Source organism: Burkholderia sp. MSMB617WGS (genome assembly GCF_001532025.2).
In the GTDB taxonomy this organism is placed as follows: domain Bacteria; phylum Pseudomonadota; class Gammaproteobacteria; order Burkholderiales; family Burkholderiaceae; genus Burkholderia; species Burkholderia savannae.
In genome coordinates this window covers 1,782,621-1,806,319 of sequence record NZ_CP013457.1, presented here as the reverse complement: position 1 = coordinate 1,806,319, position 23,699 = coordinate 1,782,621, and the positions used below count along the sequence as shown (strand labels likewise).

At 63.8% G+C, this 23,699-nt stretch carries 31 protein-coding genes and 1 pseudogene; 5 read left to right on the top strand and 27 right to left on the bottom strand.

What is annotated here, in order from left to right; genetic code table 11:
- Positions 1-23 precede the first annotated feature (23 nt).
- Genes WT60_RS09080 through WT60_RS33525 form a run of 5 tightly spaced genes read left to right on the top strand, consistent with a single transcriptional unit; the run spans position 24 to position 2,636 of the window.
- Positions 24-449: a PAAR domain-containing protein gene (locus WT60_RS09080; RefSeq protein ID WP_100185267.1), complete on the top strand. Its 426-nt coding sequence runs from the start codon at positions 24-26 to the stop codon at positions 447-449.
- On the top strand, positions 446-955 hold the full coding sequence (locus WT60_RS09075) for a DUF4123 domain-containing protein (RefSeq protein ID WP_100185266.1): 510 nt from the start codon (positions 446-448) through the stop codon (positions 953-955). Before WT60_RS09080 ends, WT60_RS09075 begins: the two co-directional genes overlap by 4 nt.
- Positions 948-1,421, top strand: a complete 474-nt coding sequence (locus WT60_RS09070) for a hypothetical protein (RefSeq protein ID WP_236860870.1) — start codon at positions 948-950, stop codon at positions 1,419-1,421. Before WT60_RS09075 ends, WT60_RS09070 begins: the two co-directional genes overlap by 8 nt.
- Positions 1,306-1,896, top strand: coding sequence for a restriction endonuclease fold toxin 5 domain-containing protein (locus tag WT60_RS09065; protein ID WP_236860877.1), 591 nt, complete (start codon positions 1,306-1,308; stop codon positions 1,894-1,896). The genes WT60_RS09070 and WT60_RS09065 overlap by 116 nt, the downstream gene beginning before the upstream one ends.
- Positions 1,893-2,636, top strand: a complete 744-nt coding sequence (locus tag WT60_RS33525; protein ID WP_060355265.1) for an immunity 52 family protein — start codon at positions 1,893-1,895, stop codon at positions 2,634-2,636. The genes WT60_RS09065 and WT60_RS33525 overlap by 4 nt, the downstream gene beginning before the upstream one ends.
- A 35-nt stretch (positions 2,637-2,671) precedes the next feature.
- On the opposite strand, the gene WT60_RS09055 is transcribed toward WT60_RS33525, so the two are convergent.
- The 27 genes and pseudogenes from WT60_RS09055 to WT60_RS08930 form a co-directional block, all read right to left on the bottom strand.
- A complete protein-coding gene (locus WT60_RS09055) occupies positions 2,672-3,460 on the bottom strand; it encodes a DNA adenine methylase (protein ID WP_060355266.1) in 789 nt (262 codons plus the stop codon).
- Between the two features lie 143 nt (positions 3,461-3,603).
- Positions 3,604-4,149: a lysis system i-spanin subunit Rz gene (locus tag WT60_RS09050; RefSeq protein WP_060355267.1), complete on the bottom strand. Its 546-nt coding sequence runs from the start codon at positions 4,147-4,149 to the stop codon at positions 3,604-3,606.
- Positions 4,149-4,646 (bottom strand): lysozyme, encoded by a 498-nt coding sequence (locus tag WT60_RS09045; protein WP_060355268.1) that lies wholly within the window; start codon positions 4,644-4,646, stop codon positions 4,149-4,151. The genes WT60_RS09050 and WT60_RS09045 overlap by 1 nt, the downstream gene beginning before the upstream one ends.
- A complete protein-coding gene (locus tag WT60_RS09040; RefSeq protein ID WP_004533694.1) occupies positions 4,639-4,833 on the bottom strand; it encodes a hypothetical protein in 195 nt (64 codons plus the stop codon). The genes WT60_RS09045 and WT60_RS09040 overlap by 8 nt, the downstream gene beginning before the upstream one ends.
- 75 nt (positions 4,834-4,908) lie before the next feature.
- Positions 4,909-5,961: a contractile injection system protein, VgrG/Pvc8 family gene (locus WT60_RS09035; RefSeq protein ID WP_060355269.1), complete on the bottom strand. Its 1,053-nt coding sequence runs from the start codon at positions 5,959-5,961 to the stop codon at positions 4,909-4,911.
- A 9-nt stretch (positions 5,962-5,970) separates the two neighbouring features.
- Positions 5,971-6,177 carry a tail protein X gene (locus WT60_RS09030; protein WP_024430935.1) on the bottom strand — a complete coding sequence of 69 codons (207 nt, stop codon included), beginning with the start codon at positions 6,175-6,177 and terminating at the stop codon, positions 5,971-5,973.
- The gene (locus WT60_RS09025) at positions 6,152-7,033 is read right to left on the bottom strand and encodes a phage tail protein (protein ID WP_060355270.1); all 882 of its coding nucleotides are present in this window, start codon (positions 7,031-7,033) and stop codon (positions 6,152-6,154) included. The genes WT60_RS09030 and WT60_RS09025 overlap by 26 nt, the downstream gene beginning before the upstream one ends.
- 8 nt (positions 7,034-7,041) lie before the next feature.
- Positions 7,042-9,441 carry a phage tail tape measure protein gene (locus tag WT60_RS09020; RefSeq protein WP_060355271.1) on the bottom strand — a complete coding sequence of 800 codons (2,400 nt, stop codon included), beginning with the start codon at positions 9,439-9,441 and terminating at the stop codon, positions 7,042-7,044.
- An 87-nt stretch (positions 9,442-9,528) separates the two neighbouring features.
- On the bottom strand, positions 9,529-9,831 hold the full coding sequence (locus WT60_RS09015) for a phage tail assembly protein (RefSeq protein ID WP_038777205.1): 303 nt from the start codon (positions 9,829-9,831) through the stop codon (positions 9,529-9,531).
- Between the two features lie 243 nt (positions 9,832-10,074).
- Positions 10,075-11,334, bottom strand: coding sequence for a hypothetical protein (locus WT60_RS33520; RefSeq protein ID WP_145986758.1), 1,260 nt, complete (start codon positions 11,332-11,334; stop codon positions 10,075-10,077).
- A 348-nt stretch (positions 11,335-11,682) separates the two neighbouring features.
- A complete protein-coding gene (locus WT60_RS09005) occupies positions 11,683-12,186 on the bottom strand; it encodes a phage major tail tube protein (RefSeq protein ID WP_060355273.1) in 504 nt (167 codons plus the stop codon).
- A gap of 10 nt (positions 12,187-12,196) precedes the next feature.
- Positions 12,197-13,366, bottom strand: coding sequence for a phage tail sheath family protein (locus WT60_RS09000; protein WP_060355274.1), 1,170 nt, complete (start codon positions 13,364-13,366; stop codon positions 12,197-12,199).
- A gap of 63 nt (positions 13,367-13,429) precedes the next feature.
- Positions 13,430-14,116, bottom strand: a complete 687-nt coding sequence (locus WT60_RS08995; RefSeq protein WP_060355275.1) for a tail fiber assembly protein — start codon at positions 14,114-14,116, stop codon at positions 13,430-13,432.
- Positions 14,117-14,128: 12 nt separating this feature from the next.
- Positions 14,129-15,934 carry a phage tail protein gene (locus WT60_RS08990; RefSeq protein ID WP_060355276.1) on the bottom strand — a complete coding sequence of 602 codons (1,806 nt, stop codon included), beginning with the start codon at positions 15,932-15,934 and terminating at the stop codon, positions 14,129-14,131.
- Positions 15,922-16,497: a phage tail protein I gene (locus tag WT60_RS08985; protein ID WP_059643775.1), complete on the bottom strand. Its 576-nt coding sequence runs from the start codon at positions 16,495-16,497 to the stop codon at positions 15,922-15,924. The genes WT60_RS08990 and WT60_RS08985 overlap by 13 nt, the downstream gene beginning before the upstream one ends.
- On the bottom strand, positions 16,490-17,383 hold the full coding sequence (locus WT60_RS08980; RefSeq protein WP_060355277.1) for a baseplate J/gp47 family protein: 894 nt from the start codon (positions 17,381-17,383) through the stop codon (positions 16,490-16,492). Before WT60_RS08980 ends, WT60_RS08985 begins: the two co-directional genes overlap by 8 nt.
- Positions 17,380-17,724: a GPW/gp25 family protein gene (locus tag WT60_RS08975; protein WP_060355278.1), complete on the bottom strand. Its 345-nt coding sequence runs from the start codon at positions 17,722-17,724 to the stop codon at positions 17,380-17,382. The genes WT60_RS08980 and WT60_RS08975 overlap by 4 nt, the downstream gene beginning before the upstream one ends.
- Positions 17,721-17,918, bottom strand: a complete 198-nt coding sequence (locus tag WT60_RS08970) for a hypothetical protein (protein WP_059643767.1) — start codon at positions 17,916-17,918, stop codon at positions 17,721-17,723. The genes WT60_RS08975 and WT60_RS08970 overlap by 4 nt, the downstream gene beginning before the upstream one ends.
- A 61-nt stretch (positions 17,919-17,979) precedes the next feature.
- A complete protein-coding gene (locus tag WT60_RS33515; RefSeq protein WP_145986757.1) occupies positions 17,980-18,783 on the bottom strand; it encodes a hypothetical protein in 804 nt (267 codons plus the stop codon).
- Positions 18,784-18,898: 115 nt separating this feature from the next.
- The gene (locus tag WT60_RS08965; RefSeq protein ID WP_060355279.1) at positions 18,899-19,579 is read right to left on the bottom strand and encodes a phage baseplate assembly protein V; all 681 of its coding nucleotides are present in this window, start codon (positions 19,577-19,579) and stop codon (positions 18,899-18,901) included.
- Between the two features lie 2 nt (positions 19,580-19,581).
- Entirely contained in the window at positions 19,582-20,115 is a 534-nt protein-coding gene (locus WT60_RS08960) for a hypothetical protein (protein WP_060355280.1), read from the bottom strand.
- Positions 20,105-20,635, bottom strand: coding sequence for a phage tail protein (locus WT60_RS08955; protein WP_060355281.1), 531 nt, complete (start codon positions 20,633-20,635; stop codon positions 20,105-20,107). Before WT60_RS08955 ends, WT60_RS08960 begins: the two co-directional genes overlap by 11 nt.
- Position 20,636: 1 nt before the next feature.
- Complete coding sequence (locus WT60_RS08950; RefSeq protein ID WP_060355282.1) at positions 20,637-20,927, bottom strand: hypothetical protein; 291 nt, start codon at positions 20,925-20,927, stop codon at positions 20,637-20,639.
- A 3-nt stretch (positions 20,928-20,930) separates the two neighbouring features.
- On the bottom strand, positions 20,931-21,956 hold the full coding sequence (locus WT60_RS08945) for a major capsid protein (RefSeq protein WP_082717483.1): 1,026 nt from the start codon (positions 21,954-21,956) through the stop codon (positions 20,931-20,933).
- A 33-nt stretch (positions 21,957-21,989) separates the two neighbouring features.
- Complete coding sequence (locus WT60_RS08940) at positions 21,990-22,334, bottom strand: head decoration protein (protein ID WP_059584705.1); 345 nt, start codon at positions 22,332-22,334, stop codon at positions 21,990-21,992.
- Between the two features lie 26 nt (positions 22,335-22,360).
- Positions 22,361-23,440, bottom strand: coding sequence for a head maturation protease, ClpP-related (locus WT60_RS08935; RefSeq protein ID WP_060355283.1), 1,080 nt, complete (start codon positions 23,438-23,440; stop codon positions 22,361-22,363).
- A pseudogene (locus WT60_RS08930) lies at positions 23,437-23,679 on the bottom strand (phage portal protein); the annotation flags it as partial. The gene WT60_RS08935 and the pseudogene WT60_RS08930, both read right to left, overlap by 4 nt.
- Between the last annotated feature and the right edge of the window lie 20 nt (positions 23,680-23,699).

The window sequence follows — 23,699 nt, the reverse complement described above, 5'->3', positions numbered from 1 at the left end:
GCAAATTGACACGAGAGGGCCAGGTGGCAAAGCGCGCGATCATCCGCGTCGGCGACACGACGACGCATGGCGGCAAGGTAATCGAAGGCTCGCCGACCTTCACGCTCGACGGGCGCGGCGTCGCCGGCGTCGGTCACAAGGTACTTTGCCCGCGCTGCAAGGGCATCTTCCCGATCCTCCCCGATCTGCTCGGCCGCCGCTATCCGCACACGATCGCCGATCGCGACACCGCCGTCGAAGGCATGCGCACGGCGTGCGGCGCGGAGCTGGTCGCGTCGCAGGGAACCGGGACGATCGATGATGTCGGCGCGGGCGAACGCGGGGACGGCGGTTCGCCCGGCGGATCGGCCGTCGCAGCGGCGGCTGCTGTCGCCCCATCCCCCACCCTTTGCCTCGAATGCCTGAAGGCGGCGGCCAAGAACGCCGCGACGATGGTCGCACGCGGATGATCATGACGCGGCCGGCCATCGAAGCGCATTTCGAGATGCGCCGCCAGCAAATCACGTTGCCCGCGCGGCTTTTCGCGGTGGTCGACGCGCTGCTCTTCGCCGAAGCGTCGGACGCCCCGCCGCTGCGCCGCGCGAACTACTCGATCGCGCTTTTCGACGGCACGCCCGACGCGTCGCTCGCCGATCACGGCCCTTGGCTGATCGATTACGCACTCGCGCCGGGGCCGATCCGGCGCGTGCTCGCCGAGCTGGCGGCCGGGTCGGTCGGCATGTCGTGGCTCGTCAGCGCGTATCCGTTCGAGCGGCTGGCCGCCGAATTGCGCGAGCGCCTCGACGTGCGGCTCCCGGACGGCCGCACGGCGCTGTTCCGCTTCTATGACGCGCGCATCCTGCCCGACATCGCGCGCGTGATGAGCGACGCGCAGCGCACGCAATTCTTCGCCGCGACGTACGACTGGCTCGTCGAGATTGACGGGCGGCTGACCGGAGTGCATCCGCATGCTTGAACTGACCACGGAACAGGTCGCCGGACTGGCGGAGATCGACGAGCGCGGCTTCGTCGAACGCGTTCGGCAGGATCTCGTGAAGGAGAATCCGGCGTTTGCCGATGACGGCGGCTTGTCGTCCCGGCTCTGGACCGCATATCGCGCCGCGCGCGCATTCGGCATCGAGCAGGACGAGAACATCGTCGCGTTCTTGAGGCTCGAGGCGTACGCGCCGAGCTTCTACGAGAAGCCCGCGACGAAGGCTTGGCTCACGCGTCCCGGCCGTTCGGCCGATGCGCGCTTTCATGACTATCTGCGCGTCATCAAATGGCGCATCGAACATCCGGACGGAGGGCTGGAACATGGCGGGATTGGTGTTTCCGGTAATAGAAGCAGCGGCGGTGGAGCTTGGTCCGATCTTGGCGCGCGTTGGCGTCGCCTTGTTGGGCGGGGCGACGGTGGCGGGAACGGCGAGCCTGTCGGGTGACACGCCGAAGGAAGACAGCAAGGCGACGCCGGATGTGCGGGCATTGCCGCGCACCGGCGAAAGCTGCAAGAAATGTCCGCCAGAGGGGGGAGTGAAAATTCGTCGCAATCACGGCGTCAACTGGCCGTCTTATCGCTATCAGGCCCGCATTACGGGATTCGCATTCGACGTAGAGTATTGCCGTTGGAGCGACGAGTGGCAGTGGCTTGGGATCGATTTCGACGGTTTCAAGCCGGACGAGTGCTTGCTGCAAGAAACCAAGGGCAACTACGATCAGTTCATCGACACCGACGGCCGACCGAAGCGCTTCTTCGCGGGTTTCTTCGATATGAGCGAGCAGATTTTGAATCAATCGATCGTCGTCAATTCGAATCCGCCGGCACGGCTAATGTGGTACTTCGCAACTCCGAAGGCACGCACATATATGCTGCCGACGCTGACCAGCGCTCGCGTGCAATCTGTCTATCAACCATGACGACGAACATGCAAATTGTCACCCTGTTTCGCGATGCCCCCGATTTTGCCGAGCCAGGCAATTTCGAGGCGCATCTTGTACGGTTGTGGTCCGTTATCGAGGCACTATCGGGCAAAGACGACCGACTCGGCCAGTGGTACTTGACGGGATCTACCGAGGAAGAGGCACTGCTCTACCCCGCCTTCGAAGCCTCGGGCGCACCTTCGACCGCGCTGTTAGCGGTACTCAAAACCAAGTATCAAGGCAAACGGAATCGCGCAAAGGTAGTCGGGTTATGGAACGGGCATAACAACCCGACCGATGGCGCGACGTTGAAGCTCTCTATCGATACCGGCCCGCTACCGTCCGAGGTAGCAATCGATCCGCCCAAGCCACGTGACGCGGAAACGGGACTGGCACCGCTCGCAGCCATTCAGGGCATCGTTTCTTTGCTGGTAGCGACCTACACCCCCGCCGTCGTCTCGGTCGCACCGATCGAGTATTTCGAAAAGAAGGTGTTCGACGACAAGCCCGGCGTCGGCTGGATGCTCTACTTGCCGAAGATCATTACGCAACAGCAGGTTCCCGAGGCCCGAGCACTGATTCCCGTACCCGCCAAAGGCAAACAGACCGGCACGATCATCGTCAGCGTCACGGACGCCCCGTTCTCGGTCGACAATCCCGAGCACGTCGCGATCGCGAACCGCATCGAGATCCGGCTCGTCGATCAAGACCTGCTCCCCGCCTACGTCGATATCTGAGCCAGCCGGCGCGATTACCGCGCCGGCCGCACGCGTCAAAACAACCCGGCCGGCTCGATTGAATCGTCCCAACTGAAAATGATCAGCTCGCGACGCTCGACGCCCTTCCCGCCGCCTATCGTGTACTGAATCGGCACGCTCTCGATATGGAAGCCGGCGAACACCCGCCGGATCTCCGGATGGTCGTTGAGGCTGACGATCGCTCGCCCCTTGATCGATCGAAGCCGCTCAGCCATCTTCTCGTATTCCTCGAAGGGGAACGGAACGCCGTACCCTTTCGTGTCGAGGTACGGCGGATCAAGGTAGAACAGGGTATGCGGCCGGTCATATCGATCGATGCAGGCAGCCCAATCGAGTCGCTCGATGTACGCATTCGCGAGCCGGATGTGCGCGGCTGAAAGCTCCTCCTCAATACGAAGCAGATTTAAGCCAGGCGGCGCTGTCGTCGCCGTTCCGAATGTATGCCCCTCGGCCGTGGCACCAAAGCAGCTTTTCTGAAGGTAGTAGAACCGTGCCGCACGCTGGATATCGGTGAGCGTTTCCGGGACCGTGTGCTTGAGCCATTCGAACACCTGCCGGCTCGTCAGCGCCCATTTGAACTGACGCACGAACTCTTCGAGATGGTGCTGAACGACGCGATACAGGTTCACCAGTTCCCCGTTGATGTCGTTGATCACCTCGACCTTGGCCGGCGGTCGAAGGAAGTAAAGCGCGGCCCCGCCCGCGAAAACCTCGACGTAACAATCGTGTTTCGGAAAGCGCGGGATGATGTGGTCCGCGAGACGACGCTTGCCGCCGATCCAAGGAATGATGGGATTTGCCATTGTGAAAGCCGTTTTTAAACTTGGTGTAGAATCCGGCCCGCCTACCGGTAGGTAGCAGGGCCTTGGCCGATTCACTGGCTCAGACAGTGGAAAGGCGACTGGCACGCGTGTTCGCGCACGCACGCCAGTCGCCCTGTTTCTCGTTACTTCTGGTCGCAGCCCGGCGTCTCAGGCCGCGCCGCGCACACGTAGCCCTGTAGGGCCGTCAGTTTGTCGATCTCGCGCTGGTCGTCCCCGGCGACTGCAAAAACGCGCTCCGCAACCGCTGCGTCGACGTCTGCATAGGCGGCGGCACCATCGCCCATGCCGGCGGCGCTGGAAGCGCCGGACATGCCGTCGCGATCGGCTGCCGCGCAGTTTCGGACGGCGACGCGCAGCCGCTCAGTGCCAGCGGCAAGAGCAGCCCGCAGGCTGCGACTCTCTGCTTCATGCTCGTTTCTCTCCTTCGTGGTTCGTTGGTCGACGGCGGCCACCGCCGACGCCGCCGCATCGTGCGCGGCGATCGCGCGCTGCTCGGCGTCGAGCGCCGCGTGCGAGATCGCGCCCAATGCTTCGGCGTGCCGTTGCGCATCGAGCGCTCGCGCGGCCTGCTCGTCGGCAAGCCGACGTGCGCCGATCAGGTGCTCGATCCCAGCGCCGGCCGCCATGCCAAGCAGTGCGGCCAACAGATACGGGGTTGCTTTCGGCATCACAGTCCCCGCTCACAGATCGCGCGCTCTTCCGCGCGCCGCTTCACCAAGCCGGGCATCTCCCGGCCCCGCGCCGTCACCCATTGCGGGCGGCCGTCGTCGGACTCGTTGATCGCGCGGCACGCGCCGCGCAGGTCGCCCGCGTTGAAGCGCTTCGCCGTCGTGCTGTTGCAGTAGGCATGCGCGCCGACGTTGTATGCAAAGCTCACGGCCGCCGCGAGCTGATACGGACGATCCTTCAGCCCCGGCGTGCAACGCAGCACGGGTTCGGCGTGCGCAATCAGTTGCGTTTCGAGTGCTGCGCGGCACTCGGCCTCGCTGTACGCCTTGCCGACGACGACGTCGCGCGTGTCGCCCATGCATTTCGTCGGGATGCCGACCGGGTCGAGATAGCCCACCAGCTTGACGCCCTCGAACTTCGGCACGACCACCGTCAGCACACCCGCCGAGATCGCGCCGACGACGCCGGCAAGCGTCTTCTTCGGCACCTTAACCATGCTTGCCACCTCGACGCCCCTTGTTCTTGATCAGGTAGTAGCACTGAAGGCAGATGTAGCCGCCCGTCAGAATCGACACGAGCAGCGACGCCCACCAGTTCGCGTCGTGCCCCGATGCCCACAGCCACAGCGACGACGCAACCGGCGGGGCGCTCTTCGCAGCGCTCGCCGCAATTTCGCTTTTCACAGTGATTGACTCCACAAAAAGAAAGAGCCGCTCCGGTTGCCCGTGAGCGGCTCTGCTGTATGCCCTGCGTCCGCGTTACGGCTGCGGCGCGGGAATGACGAGATTGATCTTCTTCGCCTGCTTCTTGCCGTGTCCGGCCTTCGCCTTGCCCTTGTTGCCGGCGTTCAGCACGACCTCTGTCTCCCAACTGCGGCCGGCGTATTCGTGCGTCACCGACTCGACGAGGAAATCGCCGTCCGCATCACGCTTGAAGCCCTTCAGCGTCACGGTTTTCTCTGCTGACACATCGGCGCGGCCGAGCATCCGCAAGCGGCTCGTGGCCGTGTGCCGGTTCAGCTTCGCCAGACGCGCGGACGCCGCGGCCTTCGCCGCCTGCGGGCTCGCGAACGCGTGCCGCTCGGTGTGGACAGCCGCCGCACCGGGCGGCGCATCCGGATTCGGGATCACGAGATCGATCTTCTTGCCCGACTTCGCGTCATGCACCTTCGTGCGCACGGCCGCGAAGCTCGCGCGATCCGGAAACGCAATCTCATAGTCGATCAGTTGCTCCGGCGCGAGCACGAGCGCCGGCAGCACCTTGCCGCTCGCGCTCTTGCCGCCGCCGATCGGCGTGACGATCAGCTTGCCGGCCTTCACGGTCGCCGTCGCCCCGTATTGCCGCGCGATCCGCGTGACGAAGTGCAGATCGCTTTCGCCGAACTGATCCGCGCGCGGCACGACCACGTCGATCGAGCACGCGGCCGCCCACTTGTTGCGGCGCGCGATGTCGCCGACGACGTCGGCGAGCTTCGCGTTCGACCAACTGCCGTAACGGTGCGTCTTCGACGTCGCCCGCAGGTTCGCCGGCCGGCCCCGGATCGCCAACGTCGCAGGCGGCCCGCGCAACACGATCTCGTCGATCGCGTACTCGCCGAGCATCGACAGCCCTTGCCCTTCCCAACCGAGCGAGATCTTCAGCGTCGCGCCCTTCGGCGGGAAGCGGATCACGCCGTCGCGGTCGTCGAGCTCGATCTCGCATTCGTCCGCCTCGAGGCCGGGCTTGTCCGTCGTCCTGATCCGCAGCACGCGATCCTGAATCGTGCGCGTGATGTCCGTGCCGTTCGCGATGATCTGGAATATCGCCTGCATCGCTCGCCCTCACGACCAAAGCTGAATCGGCTCATCGCGCGGTGCGTCGAGATCCGGCAACGTGATCAGCACGCCCGAGCGGAACGGCTGCGGTTCGCGCGCGAGGCCCGGATTCGCCTCGTAGACGGCTTCGACGGTCCCGCTCAGCGTGCCGTAGGCGGCATAGCAGAGCGTGTCGAGCACGTCGCCGTCAGATGTTCTTAAAGTCCTCGCCATAACGGCCAAACTCCAGACTGAAGGTTTGCTTGCGCGGCGCTCCGTCCGACATGAGCGCCTCCTGTTCTTCCTCGATCGATTGCAGATACCACCGCCCGAACACGTCGCCCGTGCCGCCCGTGAGCTGCACCGGCTTCATCCGCCCGCCGATCGCGCGCAACGCCTCCAGCTGGCGCGCGCCGGCCCCGAGCGCCGGAAACACGACGCCGGACAGCACGATCGTTTCGCCGCCTTGGCTCACCGCCTGCAACGCTTCCGGCCGGTTCAGGCGCTCTTGCGACGCGACCTTGTAGCGCGTCGTGCGCCGCAGCTTGTCGAACGCGGCCGTCGACAGCCCGAAGTTGAAGCGCCGTCCCTCATCGGTCGTCAGCGTCAGCAGATGAGGGGTAGCCGACGAAGCGTCGCCGCCCAACGCATCGAACGCCGCGCCGAGCCCGGTCGCCTGCAACACGGATTTCACGGCCTTCGCGTTATCGGAGCCGACGACGGCGGCGAACTGCGTTTCAGCGCCCTTCAGCGCCGTCGTCACGGATTGCGCCGCCGCGTGGATCTGCGGATGGTTCGAGGCGTTCGCGATCCGAAGCACGCTGCCGACCGCGCCGGCCGTCGCGCGAAACCCGCGCGTCACCTCACCCACCTTCGGGCTCAGATCGGTTGCGACCGATAGCGCGCTGCTCGCGCCGTTCAGCAGCTCGGCGGCCGACGTCAGGTTGCCGGTCGCGAGCTTCGTCAACGTGTCGACCGTGTTCTGGCTCGCCGCGCGATTGCGCTCGTAGACGCGGTTCACGTGCTGCGCGCGCTCGGCCGCGATACTGGCCTGCGTCGCCGCCTGCGTGATGCTCTTCACGAAATCCATCGCCTCTCCTACAGGTGCGGCGCGTCGAACAGCGCCGACCGGTTGTTGTTGTTCATTGATTGGGTCATCGCCCGCTGGATCTGCGGATTGATCCGCGCGAGCAGCCGGTCGGCCATCGCCTGATCGCTGCCGCCCTCCAATTTGATGTTGAAGACCGGCGCAAAGCTGTTTTGCTGCTCGACCTTGAACGCGCGCCGCTCGGCGACGCCGGGCTCGACAAGCGCTTTCGCGTTCGCGACCGCGCGCGCGGCTTCGGGCGTGTCGCCGCGATGCTGGAACGCCCATCGCGTGAGCGCCCCGAGCAGCTTCTGACCGGCGAAGGTGCCGATCGCCCCGCCCGCGACGCCGCCGATCGCAGCGCCAATCGGCCCGCCGAACGCGCCGATCGCCGCGCCGAGCTTCGCACCGACCACACCGCCCGCGAGACTGCCGCCGATACCCGCGAAGTTCTCGGCCTTCCGCGCGCGTGGATCGTCGCCGGCCGCGACCGCGTAAGCGTCCTTTGCAGCGAGCCCGACCTTCAGCACCGTGCCCGCGAGCGCGATCTTGCCCGCGTACGGCAACACGCGGCCCGCCATACCGCCCAGCGCCCGGCCGAGCCGCCCGAAGCGTCCGGCCCGGCCCGCCTTGCCGCTCGCCACGCCCTCGATCAGATCGCCGACGGAGCCGCCGCCGATGCCGCCGCCCGGCAGGTTGACGACGAAGACACGCTGCACGCCGCTGGCCGCCGCGCCGAGCGCATCGAGCGCCGGCCCATCGCGCCCCGGCTTCGCTCCCTTGCCGCCCTTCCCGCCGCCGCCCCGCGCCATCCGCGCGCCACGCGCGACGTCGAGCACGCCGCGACCGATCGACCACGCCGCACGCGCACCGCGATGCGCGATCGCCGCCCCCGCGACGCCGATGACGGCCGCCGCCGCGCGCGGCGACGCATCGACGATGTCGCGCACCTTCGCGCCGGCTTTCTTCGCCTGCTCGCCCGCCAGATCCGTCACCGGCCGCAACGCGTCGCCGATGCTGCGCATCGCCTCGTCCCACTGCTCGACGACCTCTTTCCAGATCTGCTTGGACGCGGCGCGGCGGTCGTTGAGATCCTTCTCAATCTCGCCGCTCGCCGATGCGGCGTTGCGTTTCAGATTCGTGTAGAGGTCGGCGTTCTGCAAGTACGCGGTAAGCGCCGCCTTGACCTGCATGTCGTTGAACAGGTCGCCGGTCTTCATCGTCTCTTCGAACGCGCGGATCTGCTTCTGACGCTTCGCCGGATCCAGCTCGGCGTTGATCGACTTCGCCGCCTCGGCCAGTTGCTTCGCCTTCGCCGGATCGACCCGCTCGATGTACGCGCGCGCGAGCACGAACGACGCTTCGAGCGTCGACCAGCCCTTGCCGATCGCCTCCTTCATCTTCGCTTCGTAGTCGACGCCGGCTTTCTCGTAGTTGCGCTTCGTCTCGCCCGAGCCGATCTTCGAGAACCAGTTTTTGAGGTTGTTCGCGGCTTCGTCGGGGTTGCCCGCCGTCTTCATCTGCACCTGAAGCATCGCGCCTAGCTGCGTCACCGAGTCCTGCCCCGTGATGCCGATCTTCTTCATTTCGGCGAGCAGCACCGGGAACCAGCGAGCCATGTCGACCGACTCGAACGAGCCTTCCTTGCCGAGATACGCGATCGCTTCCAGCGCCTTGAGCATCGCGGCCGGGTCCTTGATGTCCGCGTTCTGCTCCAGCGCCTGGATCATCTTCGCCGTCTCGACGCTCGTCGCGCCCTGGCCGACCGAGAACTTCGCCACGGCAGGCGCGAAGCCAAGCGCACGATCGAGATCCATCCCGCCCGCGACCATCTGATTGACCGCCTCGGCCAGCTCGTTGCGGCTCATCCCGTTGGCCAACGCATCGCGCCGAATCCGGTCGGACATCGCGCGCTCTTCTCCCGTGCGCGCGATGCCCGCCTTGATCGCGATGTCGCGGATGATCGCCTGATACTGCGCCGACACCATCGTCGGCACCGCGATCGCGGCGGTCAGCTTCATCGAATCGCCGACCGCGCCGCGCATCGCCTCGCGGCCGCCGCTCAGGCGCTCGTGCCCCATCGCGCGCAGTTCGAGCCCGCGCGCGGTGCGGCCGAGCCGCGCATACGCGCGATCGAGCCGATCGACCTCGATGCCGGCGTCGCGCAGCGTCCGCAGGTTCGAATCCAGCTTGCGCCGGATCGTCTCGGCCGCGCTGTCGCCCGCGCGATGCAAGCGGCGAAACTCGTCCTGTAACTTGATCGTCTCACCGATCTGGCGCTGCCACATGCCTTTTTCAGCGGCCGTCTTGCGCAGCCCGACGATCTTCGATTGCGTGTCGGAGATCGCCTTGCCGAACGTCGCGGACACCGCCCCGCCGATCACGATCCCCAACGCGATTTCGCGTGCCATCTCCGCTCCCTGTCACGTCAATCCGTCAACCACCACACCAGTTCCTCAAGCGTCAGGTCATCGATCGCTTGCGGACTGATCGAACACTCACGCAGCAGGCGCTTCGCCATCGCCTTGACGGTCTTTTCGTGCAATCGGGCGAGGGGTTCGAAAGGAGTCGTACGCGCGTTGCATCGCGACGTAATCGGCCATGTCCATCTGTTCCAGCTCGTCGGGCGCGACGTCGGCGAGCATCGCGAACAGCGTGATTTCACGCAGCTCGTCGTCGTCCTGTGCGCGCTTGGTCGCGCCGCGTACGTCGCGCACCTTCGGGCGGCGCATCGTCAGCGTGTCGCGCAGCACGCCGTCGAGCGTGATCGGGTAGTCGAGCTTGATCGTGATCGTGTCCATCGTGTTTCCTCGAAATAAAAAGGGGGCGCTAAGCGCCCCCTCTGGTTAAAAATTTGGCTGATTTACCGTGAAATGAACACCCCCGTCTGATTCATTTCCCTCGTTCAATCCGGCTCGATCTAGACAGCAATTTTTAGCAATTTCATAGACCACTTACTTTTAAAGATAGATCTATAAATTAGGGCACAACCCCATCCACATGCGCGCAAACGGCGCTGAGACACGCCCCAATTAAATTACCCCCTAACTATTTATTAGAAAATCTTTATTTTCCTCAATAAAATCCCCTACAGGACAAGATATATCCCACAGATGCTCAAACAAATCCATAGTGGGCTTCACCTTCTTTAACCCCTGAAACGCATCCAAGCTTAGCTTCGTAATATCCGTTGGTGAGGCACGAAATACAACCGCCCCACCTTGCCGATGAACGAATATACCGAAATAAAGATTCCTAACTGCATCGGCATTTGGAAGATTACAGCCATTTATAATTTCACGATCCACCAAGACAGCCTCCTTCCCCCTTAAAACTCGAGCTTGAAATTTTCCATCAGAAAACAAAGACACCTGATCTCGAATCATTTTACATACAGTGACCCAGTTCAGCATCGGCGAATTATTCGCCTCAAGCTCACACACATTAAAAAGTCGCCTTATGGAAACGCCTTTTTGGAGCGCATCCTCGGTTGCATCAATAAACATTTTCGCATCACCCCCCTCATAGAGCCGCAAATTTGTAAGAGAATGATACTCATCTCCACACTTCATGCTTCTCATCTGCGCCGCGAATATACGTTGCGCGAGCGACTTTCTATCAGGTGGTTCATAACTCCCACAATGATCCATTTGTTGCGGATTCAACGCCCTCAGAAGGTTCGCCAAATCCTTCGCACCAGAAAGCACATACTCATCCAACATCCAGTCCACGAGTGCGACATACTCAACCCCCTCTAATCCAGGACAGGATTCCTTGTCATGCGACCGCATTTCCGCCATAACCTCTACCATTCCCTTAATTCCATCTTTTATTTCTCGATATTTGACATCTGGAAGAATTGCATCCAAGTGATCAGATACGGCCAGCAGTGGATTGGCGAAGTGTTTCATCTTCTCCGCAACATCTATAAGAGCATCGATCTTCTGTTGAATTTCGAGTTCCTTTGCAGCATCCCCTACTGATTGATGCAAACCCTCAAATCCGAGTCCAGCAGCAGCTGCGACGAAGAATCCAACCCCTAAATCTCGCAAAATGTCCAAAATAACACGAACCACAAAAGGGTAATTCTCGATTGTTATATTTCCGAAATTCAATTGAGCTAGAGTTAGCCCTATGTGGTAGAAAAAAAGCAAGCACACACCAGCCAGAATTTCGTATAACGCGAAACGCCAAACCTCCTTCCTTATTCGGCGAAGCGCATCAAGGAATCTCCCCACTTGACTTTTTTCACGAGGATTTTTAATCCCTCCCCGATTGCTTAGCATATCGTCAGACAATCTCATGGCGTCCCCCGTTTATATACCACCATCCATCAGGAAAGTTGTAATGATGCGACCGACAACGGTTAAGTTTAGGATAAGAAGGACGGCATCACTAACAAGGAAATGTCAAGACCAATCTTTATATTTCAGTGAGGAAGGGTTTAATTAAAAATACCCATATTAATGCCGCCGCTTAATTAAATTCCAAATAGACATTGAGGAGGAATCGAATTCCAATCATTTCGCAGCCGACGCCTGCATGATCCTGCGATGACTCGCGTGAAAGAATTTTGACGGCCTACAAGGTAATTCGAACTTTCCCCAATAGTCCTCAATGAGCATCAAAAAGTAGCTTTAGCCCGCACCGCATCACATGCCGAGATCGCGGCGCACCTGCGCGAGCTGGTCGACGCCGTCGATCACGCGCACGAAGCCGAACACGTCGATCTCATGCATAACCGAGCCGGCGATCTCCAGCTTGTAGTAGTTCAGCGACACGGCATATTTGATTTCCGCCTTCTCGCCCGGCTTCCACGAGCCGGAATCGACCTCGGTCAGCATGCCGCGCATGTGAACCGCGACGGCCTTCGAGCCGCCCTTGATGTCGCGAAACGACCCGCGAAACGCGGCGTTGAACGCGGTGCCGTCCGCGATGCCGAAGAACTTCAGCACGTCGCGCTCCAGCGTCGACATCGCGAACGACGCTTCGAGCGCCTCCATGCCTTGATCCGTCTTGACGGCCGCGTCCATGCCGCCCGCACGAAAGTCGTCCGTCTTGATCTTCAGCTTCGGCGGCGTCACCTCGGTCGTGCGGCCGACGAAGCCGCGCCCGTCGACGTACATCGCGAGATTGAATAGGGTTTCCGGAATCACGCGTCACCTCTTACTGTTGGGTATCGAGCACTTCCGTGAGCCACTGATTCGTGATCTCGAAACGGAAGATCGGGTTTTCGGCGGGCGGGACGTCGGTGAACCGGATGTTCCAGTACACCTTGCCCTGCTCGAGCTGGCTCGCGCTGTTCAGGCGCGGATCCGCGTAGACCTCGAAATTGATAATCGCGCCCTGCGTGCGCAGGTCACGCATGAACGCTTGCAGCCCTTCGGTGACGTCCTTCACGTAGGTCGCCGTGATGCCGCGGTCGACCGCCCACTTGTGGCCCGCCTGCACCGCGTCCATCACGATGTCGAGCGTGCGCACGCGCGTGACGAACGTCCATTTCGGATCGGCCGACAGCGTGCGGTTGCCCCACAGCCTAAAACCGCCGTCGCGGATGATCGTCGTGACGAACGCGTTGTTCAGCAGGTTCGCGCGGCACGTCTCGTCGCCGTCGAGGAACTCGATCGGCCGGCTCGTGCCCGTGATGCCGACGATTTCCTTGTTCGACGGCGACGCCCAGAAGCCGATCGCCGCGTCGGTCTGGCAGAACATGCCGGCCGCGTAGGCGGAAGCCGGCGCGTCGACATCGACGTTTGTCTCGGTATCCCAATAGCGCACGCCCGGATCGACGAGATACAGCCGCTTGCTGCCGAAGTTCTTCGCGTAAGCGATCGCAGCCTCGTCGTCCGTGTTCGGGCCGTCGAGAATCGCGATCGCGCGCAGCTTGTTCGCGAGCGCGTCGGCGGCCGTCGCGACGGCCTGCTTCGACGTGTGGCCCGGCGCGATCAGCAGGCGCGGTTGCAGGTTGAACAGCGATTTGCCGTCGAGCAGCGCTTGCAGGCCGGTTCGCTTGCCGGCCGCCGAGACGCCGCCGATCACGTCCGACGCGAGCTGCGCGGCATCGCCCTTCTTTTCGATGCCGACCGCGACGATCGCCGCCTTGCTCTGCGCGAAGATCGCGCGTGCGGCTCGCGCGACGGCGCTGTGCTCGCCGAACGCCTGCGCCGCGTCGTGCTCGTTCGTGAGCCGCACCGGCACGCTCGGTTGCACGAGATCCGCGCCCGGCGCGTACGTGTCGACGAGGCCGACCACCGACGACGACGGCACCGCGATCGTGCGCGGGCCGACGTCGACGATCGTCGTCGTGACGCCGTGATAAAACGAGGTAGCACCCATTCAGGTCTCCAGAAATGAAAAAAGCCGCTCGGGTGAGCGGCTTCGATGACGAGCGAGTGGCGGTTACTGCGACGTATCGGACGGCTCGGATTCCTCAGCGGCCTGACTGGCTGCCGCCTCCTCTTCCGCCCGCCGCTTCTCCTCTTCGGCCCGCTGTTTCTCCTCGACGGCGATCCGGATCGCCGCCTCGTCCGGCTCGTCCGGCCACACGTGCGACGCCGGGAACTCGGCCGACTCGACGACACGCACGAGCGCCATCTGATACGCCGCCCACGCCTCGAAGAGCGCCCGCTCGAACGGATCGAGCTGCCCCGCCGCGAGCGCGTCAGCCTTGCCGCGATTCTTCGTGCGCGCCTTCTCCATGCGCGACGTGAAGTCGTTCATCGCCGCCTCGCGCAGCTTGCGCGCGACGATCTGCTCGTCGACGCGCCACGCGCCATCGCGCCAGACGTGCTCGTCGGACGGGCGCGGTGTCTCGGTCAGGCCGACGTCTTCCGGCTTCACGCCTGAGCGCGTGATCTCGGCCGGCGACCCGCTGTCGGTGCGGTACAGACGCACGCCGCGATAGTCGGGCAGCAGCACCCATGTGCCGTCTTTCCAGAACGGCCACGTGAGCGGCGGACGCTCGGGCAGCGGCTCGGCCGTGCAGAACGCCGGCACGAGCCAGCGCTTCGAATTGAGCGGATCGATGTCCGCCAGAAAGCTGACGACGTATTGGCCCGTCGCGTTGTCGTATTGATTGCAGAGCATGTGATCCCCTCGTTAGTAAGCGCGCAGCATCGCCATCACGGCGACGTTGCGCGGTCTGGATTCGTTACCGCCGTCAGCCGTGACGCTGACCGTGTGTCGATGACGGCCGCCGCCGCCGATGCCGACGTTATGGCCGTGACCGCCGTCCGTCGCGATCGCGTGGCTGTGCCCGCCGGCAACGCTCGTGCGGGACTCGCCCGCACTCTGCTGAACGGAATTCAGGCCCGGATAGCCCTGCCCGCTACCGGGCGCGCCCGGCGCAGTGTGGACGTGATCCCCGCTCCACTGCGTCGCCCCGCCGTGACTGTGGTTACCCTGCGCGTCGGTCCACGCCGTGTGAACGTGATCCGGTGCCTCATCCGTCGAGGCCGCGTGCGCGTGCGAGCGATTCTGGCTATCCTGTGACGTCCCGATTCTGCGATCGACATCGAATCCGCGTCCGTCGTCCCAACAGCGCATGAACTCGCCGCGCAGTTCGGGAATCCGGAACGTCGCCGCGCCGTCACCGTCCGAATAGCAGCCCCAATTGCCGGTCGACCAGTCCTTCTCGGCGACGAGTGCGCCGCTTGCCTGCGCGTACGCCCACAGCGCCGGATAATCCGCGCGCTTGAGCACCGCGCCGTTGCACTTCAGATAGCCGGCCCGCGCGCTCGTGCGCATCTCGAAGACGATCTGTCCGACGGACGCCGTTGAAATCGCATCGGCAACCCATTGCGTCGTCGCGAGACGCGTCGAACGATCCCCCGACGGCGGCGTCGGCCCCGTCACGGGTTGATCGAACACAGCAAGCGTCGGCGTGAAGCGCAACACCGAATTCGTATTGCAAGTGACGCCGAATACGCCGTCCGCGAGGTGATAGAGACCAGTATCTGGCGCTCCATCGTTGCCGAAAGCGAGCGATGGTGTGGTGACGCTGCCCTCGGCCAATACGATGCGCGTGCCCGGCTCGCACGTCAGGTCGCCCTTGAGCGTGCCGCCCGTGTTCAAGTCGAGCGGCGTGAGGTTGCCTTCGTGCCACGCGATCCGGCCATCGATGCGGAACGTGTGGTCAGCAAACATGTATTGATAAGACGATCCCGTCGACGACCACCAACCGGTGCTGAGCTGGTTCGCGTAGAGGTAGCCGTCGGCCGGACCGAGCTTGATATGCCCTTCGTTTGCGTTCCGTCCGACTTCGAGATCGTGGGCGATGTTCACGGTGCCACCGAAGACCGTGCCCGATCCGTTTCCGTCGATGATGACCTGCCCCGTCGACAGTGACCACGAGAACGGCCGATAGTCGTTGAACCCGCCGTCCGGGACGCCCTTCGGCGTCGACAGGAGATACACGCTCCATCCGTCGTTGCGGATGAACGCGCCGTAGCCGTCGCAGACTGCACGGAACTGCCCGCCGTCGCCGTGATCGAGCCCGGCACGCACGCCGTTGTCGAACGACGCCGCGACCGACGTGCGCATCTTCCGCTGACCGGTCGCGTCGAGCGACCATTCGGCAGCCGGCACCCCCTTCAAAGTCACTTGGAGCACGCCCGCCTTCGGCGAGAAGAGCCCCGTGTCGGGGTCGCCGTCAAAGCCGAATCCGGCATTGCTGCCGGCACCCGATCCGACCTTGCCGAGCAACGCGCCGGTCATCGCGTCGCCAGCCTTCGATACCTTGTCGCTGTCCTGCTGCTCGATCGCCCCCTTCAGATAGAGCGTTCGATTGGCAAGTTGTTTCGCTTGCACGTTGTCGATCCCGTCCGGACCGCCCATCACCGGGTCCGATGTCTCCAGCTGATAGACGCCCTCTTCCCATTGAGCACGTTCCTTCAGGTTTGCCATGCTGCCACCACTCCCCGTGAATATTGGCCGTTGCGGACGGCCGTACCGTTGTGGCGGATCGCGACCGCCGAGTAATCCAACTTGACCAGTTGACTGCGCGCGGGCGCGTAGCGCTCGATCGCGCGCACCAGCGCCTGCCCTTGATCGCGCGTGATCGGCCGCTTCAGCTTCACGATGTACTCGGCCCACGCGCTCGCGCGCCCGTGAACGTAGTTGCCGTCCCGCAGCGCCGAGCCGTCGCGACGCTTCGCGACCCGCCCTTCCTGTATCTCGATGTCGCCGAAGCCGAGCCGTCGAACGATTTCGCGGACGGCCCACGGCGTGCCCTTCTTTCGGTGCAGCGCCAACGATCCCTTGATCAGCGCACGCCGCGCATCGTCCGACTCGGCCAGCTCCCACCCGTCGACGGCGACGGACCACGCGAGCCACGGCAGGAACGCCGCCGGACATCGATCGACGTCCATCAGCGTGCGAAGGATCTCCGGATCGACGCTCGGCCGCAGCACGCGCGCGAGCGCGGCTTCGAGCGGCGTCTGATTCGATGGCAATAGACGCTCACTCATCGAGCACCTTCAGATTCAGGATGACCGACGTGCAATCGGCGAACTCCTGCCCGTTGCACGTGACGTCGCCCAACGGGGCTTTCAGGTCGACACGCGCGACGCTGCTGCCGCGCGGATGAAGCGCGCCCGCGATCGCCGAGCGCGCCATCCCGAGCTTGAGCCGGCGTGCGGCGTCGATCGCGGCGTCGAGATCGCGCCGACGCTCGGCCAGCACGACGGCTGGGTCCGGGCCGCGCCCCACGTAGACGTCCGCCTCGATCACGAATGCAACCGGCCGGGCCGGCACGACGAGCACCGTGTCGGTCAACGGCCGCACGTCTTCGGCGGACAATGCGGCGCGCACCTTCCCGAGCAACGCGTCGTCCGCGACACCCCCGTTCGACTGCGACATGATCGTCACGCGAACCGTGCCCGGCTCCGGACGATCGACTTGCACGTCGAGCACCTCGGGCGACACGTCGAGCGCGTGCTTACGATAGGCGTCGATCGGCCCCGCGTCGGTCGACGTCTCGATCGCCAGTTGCGTGCGCAGTCGGAACCGCTCGTCGCGTTCGTAGACCGGCGCGCGCGGCGGCGTCGCATCCGGATCGCCGGGATCGACGAGCGCTTTCTCGACGCCCATCAGCGCGGCGACATGTTCGAGATCCGCGCCGGTCGCGTACGCGAGCATGGTCGCCCGCGCAGCATCGTTGAAGCGTGCGCGCGATCGGATCTCGTCGTATGCCGCCAGCTCGATCAGCTTGACGACCGGATCGGATTCGAGCGCCGCGCTCCAGTCCGGGTAGATACGCTTGAAGTACGCGAGCTTCATCTGATACGCCGTTTCGAAATCGAGCGTCTCGACCAGATCGGGCGGATCGAGCAGCGACAAATCGATCATCGTCATGCCGTCACCTCGAAGATTTCCGCCTTGCCGTCAACCTCGCCGCGAATCTCGAACGTCACGCGCCCATCGACGATCGCAAGCGCGGCGACACGTTCAAGCTTGATTCGCGGCTCCCATCTCCCGATCGCGCGCGCGGCTTCGGCCTGCGCCGACGAGATCCACCCGCGCGTGATCGGCAGGTCGACCATCGCCGGGATGTCCGAGCCGTACTCCGGCCGCTCGCGACGCGTGCCCCGGCGCGTGCCGAGGATGTCGCCGATGCTTTGCTTCAGGTGCGCGAGACCCCGCAGCGGTGCGCCGCTCCATCGGTCCATGCCGACCAGTTCGCCCGCGACGGTCATACGCGCCCCTCAAGCCGATTGAAGTCCGGATGCGCGTCGAGATATTCGACATGCGCCGCCGTCTTCGCCACCGCCTCGCCGTTGACCACGTGCAGCACCGAGCCATCGGGAAACACGACGACACGGCTGCGAAAACGTGCATCGAGAAACGTCGCACTCGTCGGTGCGAGCGCTCGCGGAACGTCTTTTGCCATCTGATCGCTCCAAAAATAAGCCCCGCGTATGCGGGGCCAGATTACTTTGCTAATGAAGTAATCACTTCGCGGGTGACACCAGCGCCCCGCTGTCTTGCTCAAGTCCCGAATGCTCGTCCAGGTAAGGCACATCAACAGACACCTTTCTGACCATTCTCATTTCGACGCCGTCCAAAGGGAGCTGAACGGTGTTGCCCATGTAGTACAGGGCCACGCGAGTAGGTGACTGAGCGACGACGAAACCATGGGCTACCTCCTTGCCCCCCTTGATGGCCGAATAACATCTTCGAACTGAACTTTCACATCCTTTATTGAAATCTTCTTTACGCTTATGCGCCACTTCAGTACCCGCAGCCTCACCGATCCCGGATGGAATCGAAAGAAACAGCGGCGCAAATAAAGCTATGGCGATCATGTTGTAGGCGACAAATACCATAACGACCAGCATCTTCAAGTATCGCCCAATCAATGGATGACCAGAAACAAAACTACCCAGTCTATTCGCAGCCTTATTTGCCGCCAAAAACTTGATTTCGTAAATCTTATATATTCCCGCTGTCACTGCAAAGTATACAAGCAGAACCAATGCAACTTCCAACACCGGTTTCCAGTTTTGACCAATCCATTTTTTGAAGCCAAACGATGCGTTCAGCGCTCCCCAAAGAGCAAGAAGAAGATGCTTTGATCGATCAATCGGAAACCCTCCCTCGTCAATCGAGAAATTTTGGAGATACGCAACGTAATAAGCGTCGCCGAGCGAATATGACGCCCCTAACATCAAGAGGCCGACGGCGGACGCCATGACCGCCCAAGGCCAATCCAAAATACGCATTTCTCTTGATGATGACTCTTTTTCTTCATTCATTCGATAATTCCTCGCCATTGGAAGAATTCATGAGAACAGAAATTGCCATCCCAAAAATAACTTACACAACAAAGGACCAATCGATTAGCTGGCAATATTGACAGGGGCACCGCAATTAGGTCGGCGGCCCAACCAGCTCACCATCACCCTCTTCACGGTGCCTGTGCCTACTAACGGAAACATTCGCAGCGGTGACGTCCTCTGTAAAGGCTGCACCGCCCCGGACTTGAACCGCGACGCCACCGCTCGGGCTCGCCCTTCCCTGCATGCCGCCGTTGAACGTCAGGCGCTGCTCGGTCGTCGTGTTGCCCGTGAACGTCGAATCGGGAACGTCGCCGAGCAGTTTCTCGGTGCGCAACGTCACGCCGTCCGCGCGTAGCTCCAGTTCCGTCTCGCCGATGCGGAAGACGATGCGCCCGCCCGCCGGCACGTCGATCCGGTACTCATGCGATGCATGGTCGTAGACCTGTGACGCCCCATCCGGGAAGTCGAACGCCGTTTCGCTCGCGCTTCGTCGTGCTGCCCCACCGTGCTGTTCCGCGTAGTAGCCCGGCACCGCGTACGCGCTCGACAACTCACCCGACGACGAAAAGACCGACGCCTGCTCGCCTTCGGACGGCGGGCGCCAGAAGCGCACCGCGCCCGCCGCGACCGTGAACCACGGCAACCAGTCACTGACCCAATCGCCGACACGCACGCGGCATCGCGGCGGGTCGTACGACACCGCGTCGACCGTGCCTTGCTGCACGAGGCACGCGAGCCGCCGGTCGATCTCGCCGATTTCATACTCAAGCATCGTTACTCCGCGTAATCGGCCGGTACGTCCTGCGCCGGGTCCCAATAGCTGCCTTCGTTGCCCGGCCCCGTTTCCGGGTCGACACCCCATACAAGCGTGCTACCGTCCGGAATCTCCTCCAGCTCACCGCCGATTCCGAATTCGTGCGTCCATTCGACGAGCCACACGAGGTACGTATCGAGCTGGGGGCGGAACGGGTCTTCGCCAACCTGAACGACCCTGCCGGGCGCGATCGGCAAGCCCCACGTCTGCATGTGAACCGCGAGCGCGACGCGCGCGGCAATCTCGCGCACGTGCAGCTCATGCCCCGCGCCGTACGGATCGACGATGATGCGCGCTTGCATGCGACCGATCAGCGAGACGCAGCCGGTCCCGTCGTCGTGCCCCGGCTCCATTTCGGACAGTTCGACCGCAATCAACGGCGTCGGAATCTGCGCACCGATCTCCGGATACGCTTCGATTCGTTCGATCGTCGGCAGTGCTTCGCGCAGGCCCTTCACGATCGCGTCGTGCAGCAATTTGAGGTTATCGAGCACGTCCCATCACCTTTTGTAGTTCGTAGTTCACTTCCTGCCGCAGGATCGTCAACAGCCGCTGCTCGCACGCCTTCGCCGCGCGGCGAAACGCCGGATCGCCCGTCTCGTGCCAATCGACTGTCACGACGCGATACGGCAACCGTGCCTTCCCGACGCGCTCGAAGATCGGCCCGTCCGGTTGTCGCTTCGACTGCCGCCATGCGCCCTCGAACGACGTGCGGCCGGCGCGCATGCCTTTGCGCGTCTTCACGACCGAGCCGAGGCGGTGCGCCTCGATCGGGTTCAAGCCGAGCCACACCTTGCCGGTATCGGCCGAACGCAGGAAAAAGTAGAGGCGTCGACGGATCGCCTTTTGCGGAATGCGCGTCGCCGCGCTGACCTCCTTCGCCGTCTGGCTCTTGATCCACGCGGCCGTCTTGCGCAGCGTGCGTCGCCACGCGGCCTGCATCGCGGACGGCGAGATGCCCTGCAGGACGGCCGTGACCGCGCCGACATCGATTTCGACTTTCAGTGGGTTCATGTCATTGCAACATCAGGATCGTCCAGCCCGTGCCGTCCGGTTGCGCCTCGACGACGCGATAGCGCCCGCTGTGCGTGACGACGACGCTGCCGGGCCGGATGCCGACGGCGTCTTCGTCGATCACGTGCAGCATCGGCGCGACCAGATTCGTGCGTTTCGACCCGAGATCGGGGCCAAGCCAAGGCGCGTTGAACATGCCGCGCACGGGACGGCCGTCGACGACCACGCCGTCGTCGGCCAGATCTCGCAGCACGGCCGCGTCAACGTCCGCAATCAGATCGTGGAACGCCACGCGTCACGCCTTCAGACGGATGCACGCGCGCGGGCGCGTGCAGAGGTGGATCGGGTTCGACTGCGCCTCGATCTCGACGCCCTTGTTGAACGGCATGACTTCCTGCCGCGCGTAGTACGGCAGGCCGATCGTGTTGACCGCGTCGACATAATCGCCGGGCGCGAAGCGCGAGATGAACAGATCCGCCACGCCTTCCGGCACCGCATACGCTTCGTCGTCGCCGACGAACGGGATGCCGCCGACCTTGCCCCGATAGCGCTCGAACACGATGCCGTCCAGCTCGATCGCGCCACGCGGATCGCCGCGCAGCGCCGCAGCCGCCGCCGTGTTGAGGAACGTCTCTTTGACGGTCGGCAGCGTCAGCAGCTTGCGCCAGAAGTTGCGCCCGCAGAACGCGCGCACGCTCGAAAACGGCACGTTGCCGAGCGCATCCTCGATCGCTTCGAGCGTGTCTTCGTTCTTGATCCGGATCTCGGTCTTCGCGTTCGACAGCTCGTATTCGATGACCTGCTGCTCGATGCCGAAGCGATCGAGCAGGTTCGCGACGACGTGCTTGCCGTCCGCGTCGAGGATCACGCCGCGAACCGCGCCGAGGCGGTGGTATTCGTGCGTCGCGTCGATCTGACGACGCATCTTCGCGAGCCGCTTGTCGACGTAGCGCTGCACCGTCTCCAGTTCCGAATCGTCGCCGAACGCGCGCAGATTCTGGATCTCGTCCGCCTTGATGACCGCGCGTTGCGGCAGGTGGACGGTGTTGAACGGAATCAGGCTCGGCTTGCTGCCCAGCACGTTCGGCGCGGGCGAGCCGCGCACACCGGCCGCCACGAGTGCGAGCGTGTCGCCGTCGCGCTCGATCTGCACCGTCGTCGTCGTGATGCCTTCCTCGTCGAACAGGCCCGTCTCGCCGAGGCGGCCGGGCAAGTGCGGCTGCTCGTTGATGGACGCCGTCAGGGACGACAGCGAGAACGCGTCGTCGTTGAAGATTGCGATGTCTGCCATATGCACTCCAGAAATGAAAAAGCCGCGCATCGGCGCGGCTTTGGGATCAGGGATTCGCCGGGATCAGCGGATGACGATGTGATGCGCGGCCAGATCGTCGCGGGCGGGCGCGTCGAGGCCCGCGAGCAGGCGTGCATCGACTTCGGCGAGCCGCTTGATCGCGACCGCCGGGCGCGGCGTGTCGGACGCCGGCAACGGCGCGTAGAGGATCGCGACCGCGACTTCCGCGCCGGTCGCCGCCGCGTTGTCGTACGGCGCGTATTCGCCGGTCCCGATCGTGCCGAGCACGCAGCCGGACGGCAGCGCCGGGCCGGCCGCGACCGTGATCGCATCGCGCGAGATCTGGCCGGGGCCTTCCGAAATCAGAAATTCGGCGGGCAACGTGCCCAAAGTCTTGATGTTGGACATTCAGCGCTCCTTTCAGCGATGAAAAGTTACTTGGCCACGCGGCGGGCCGCGTAGATGTCGGACGTGCGCAATGCGCGGCTACGCGCTTGCGGTTGCGGTTGCTGCTGTGCCGGATCGGGCCGGCTGTTAATGCGGGTGCTCGACGCCGTGAGGCGCTCGAACAGCCGCGCGCGCACCTGATCCGGCGACAGGCCGTCCGCGACGTACTGCTCGGTCAGATCCGTCTGGTTCGCCGCGAGGCAGATCCCCGCGATGTCGGTCGCATTGCGGATCGCGCGATCGACCGTCTCGCGGTCGCGCAGGCCGGTCGCCGCAATCACGCCTTCGGCGCACGCGGCGAGGTTCGCGTCGCGCAGCGAATTGAACACGTGCGCGGCGAGTGCCGTGACGTCGGGCGTCTGGGGTTTCGGTTCCGGCTCGGGAGCCGGCGTCGGATCGGCCGGCTGTTCCGCGTCCGATTCGCCGGCCGCATCGAGCAACGCACGGACCTGCTCGGGCACGGCCGAGAAGCGCGCGAGAAGCGGCGCAGCGCCGGCCGATGCCGCCAGCTTCACCGGGGCCTCGATCACGTCGCAAAAGCCCTTCTCCTTCGCCTGCGCGGCCGTTAGCCACGTCTCCGCGTCCATCATCGCCCGCACGTCGTCTTCGGACAGACCGCTACGCTGCGCGTACGCCGCCAGAATGCCGGCGCTCGCGTTGTCGAGCAGTTCGGCGACACGGCGCAGATCTTTCGATTCGCCGGCCGCGACCGTGTGCGGATGGTGGATCATCAACAGCGCGTTCTCGGGCATCTCGATCTCGTCGCACGCCATCAGCACCAGCGACGCGGCGGACGCCGCGATGCCGTCGACGCGCCCCTTCACCTTGCCGGCGTACCGCCGCAACGCGTTGTAGATCGCGAATGCGTCGAACACGTCGCCGCCCATCGAGTTGATCGCGACCGTGATCGACGATGCGTCGGTCGCGACGGCGTCGAGCTGCGACACGAAGTTCTGCGCGTCGGTACCCCAAAATCCGATGTCGCTATAGATCCGGATCTCGGCAACCTTGCCGCCACCCGCCTGCGCCTGTGCGCGGATGTCCCACCACTTGCGGTTTCGCTTCATTCCCCATCCTCATTCAAATCACTGCCGTTTCCGTTTGCTATCGCGAGCTGCGTATCGTATCGCAGGCCGAGCCGTTGCTCGCGCGCGAGATCCGCCGCGTTCTCCGCGTCGACCTGCTCCGGATCGTCGCCGCGCGCGAGCACTGCGCCCGTGCGGCTCGCGAGGCCCGCGCGGATCTCCATGCGCTTCGCGGTGACGTCCTGCACCGGGTGGATGTACGGCCAGCCCTGCGGCACCCAGCCGCCGAGCCGCAACGGAA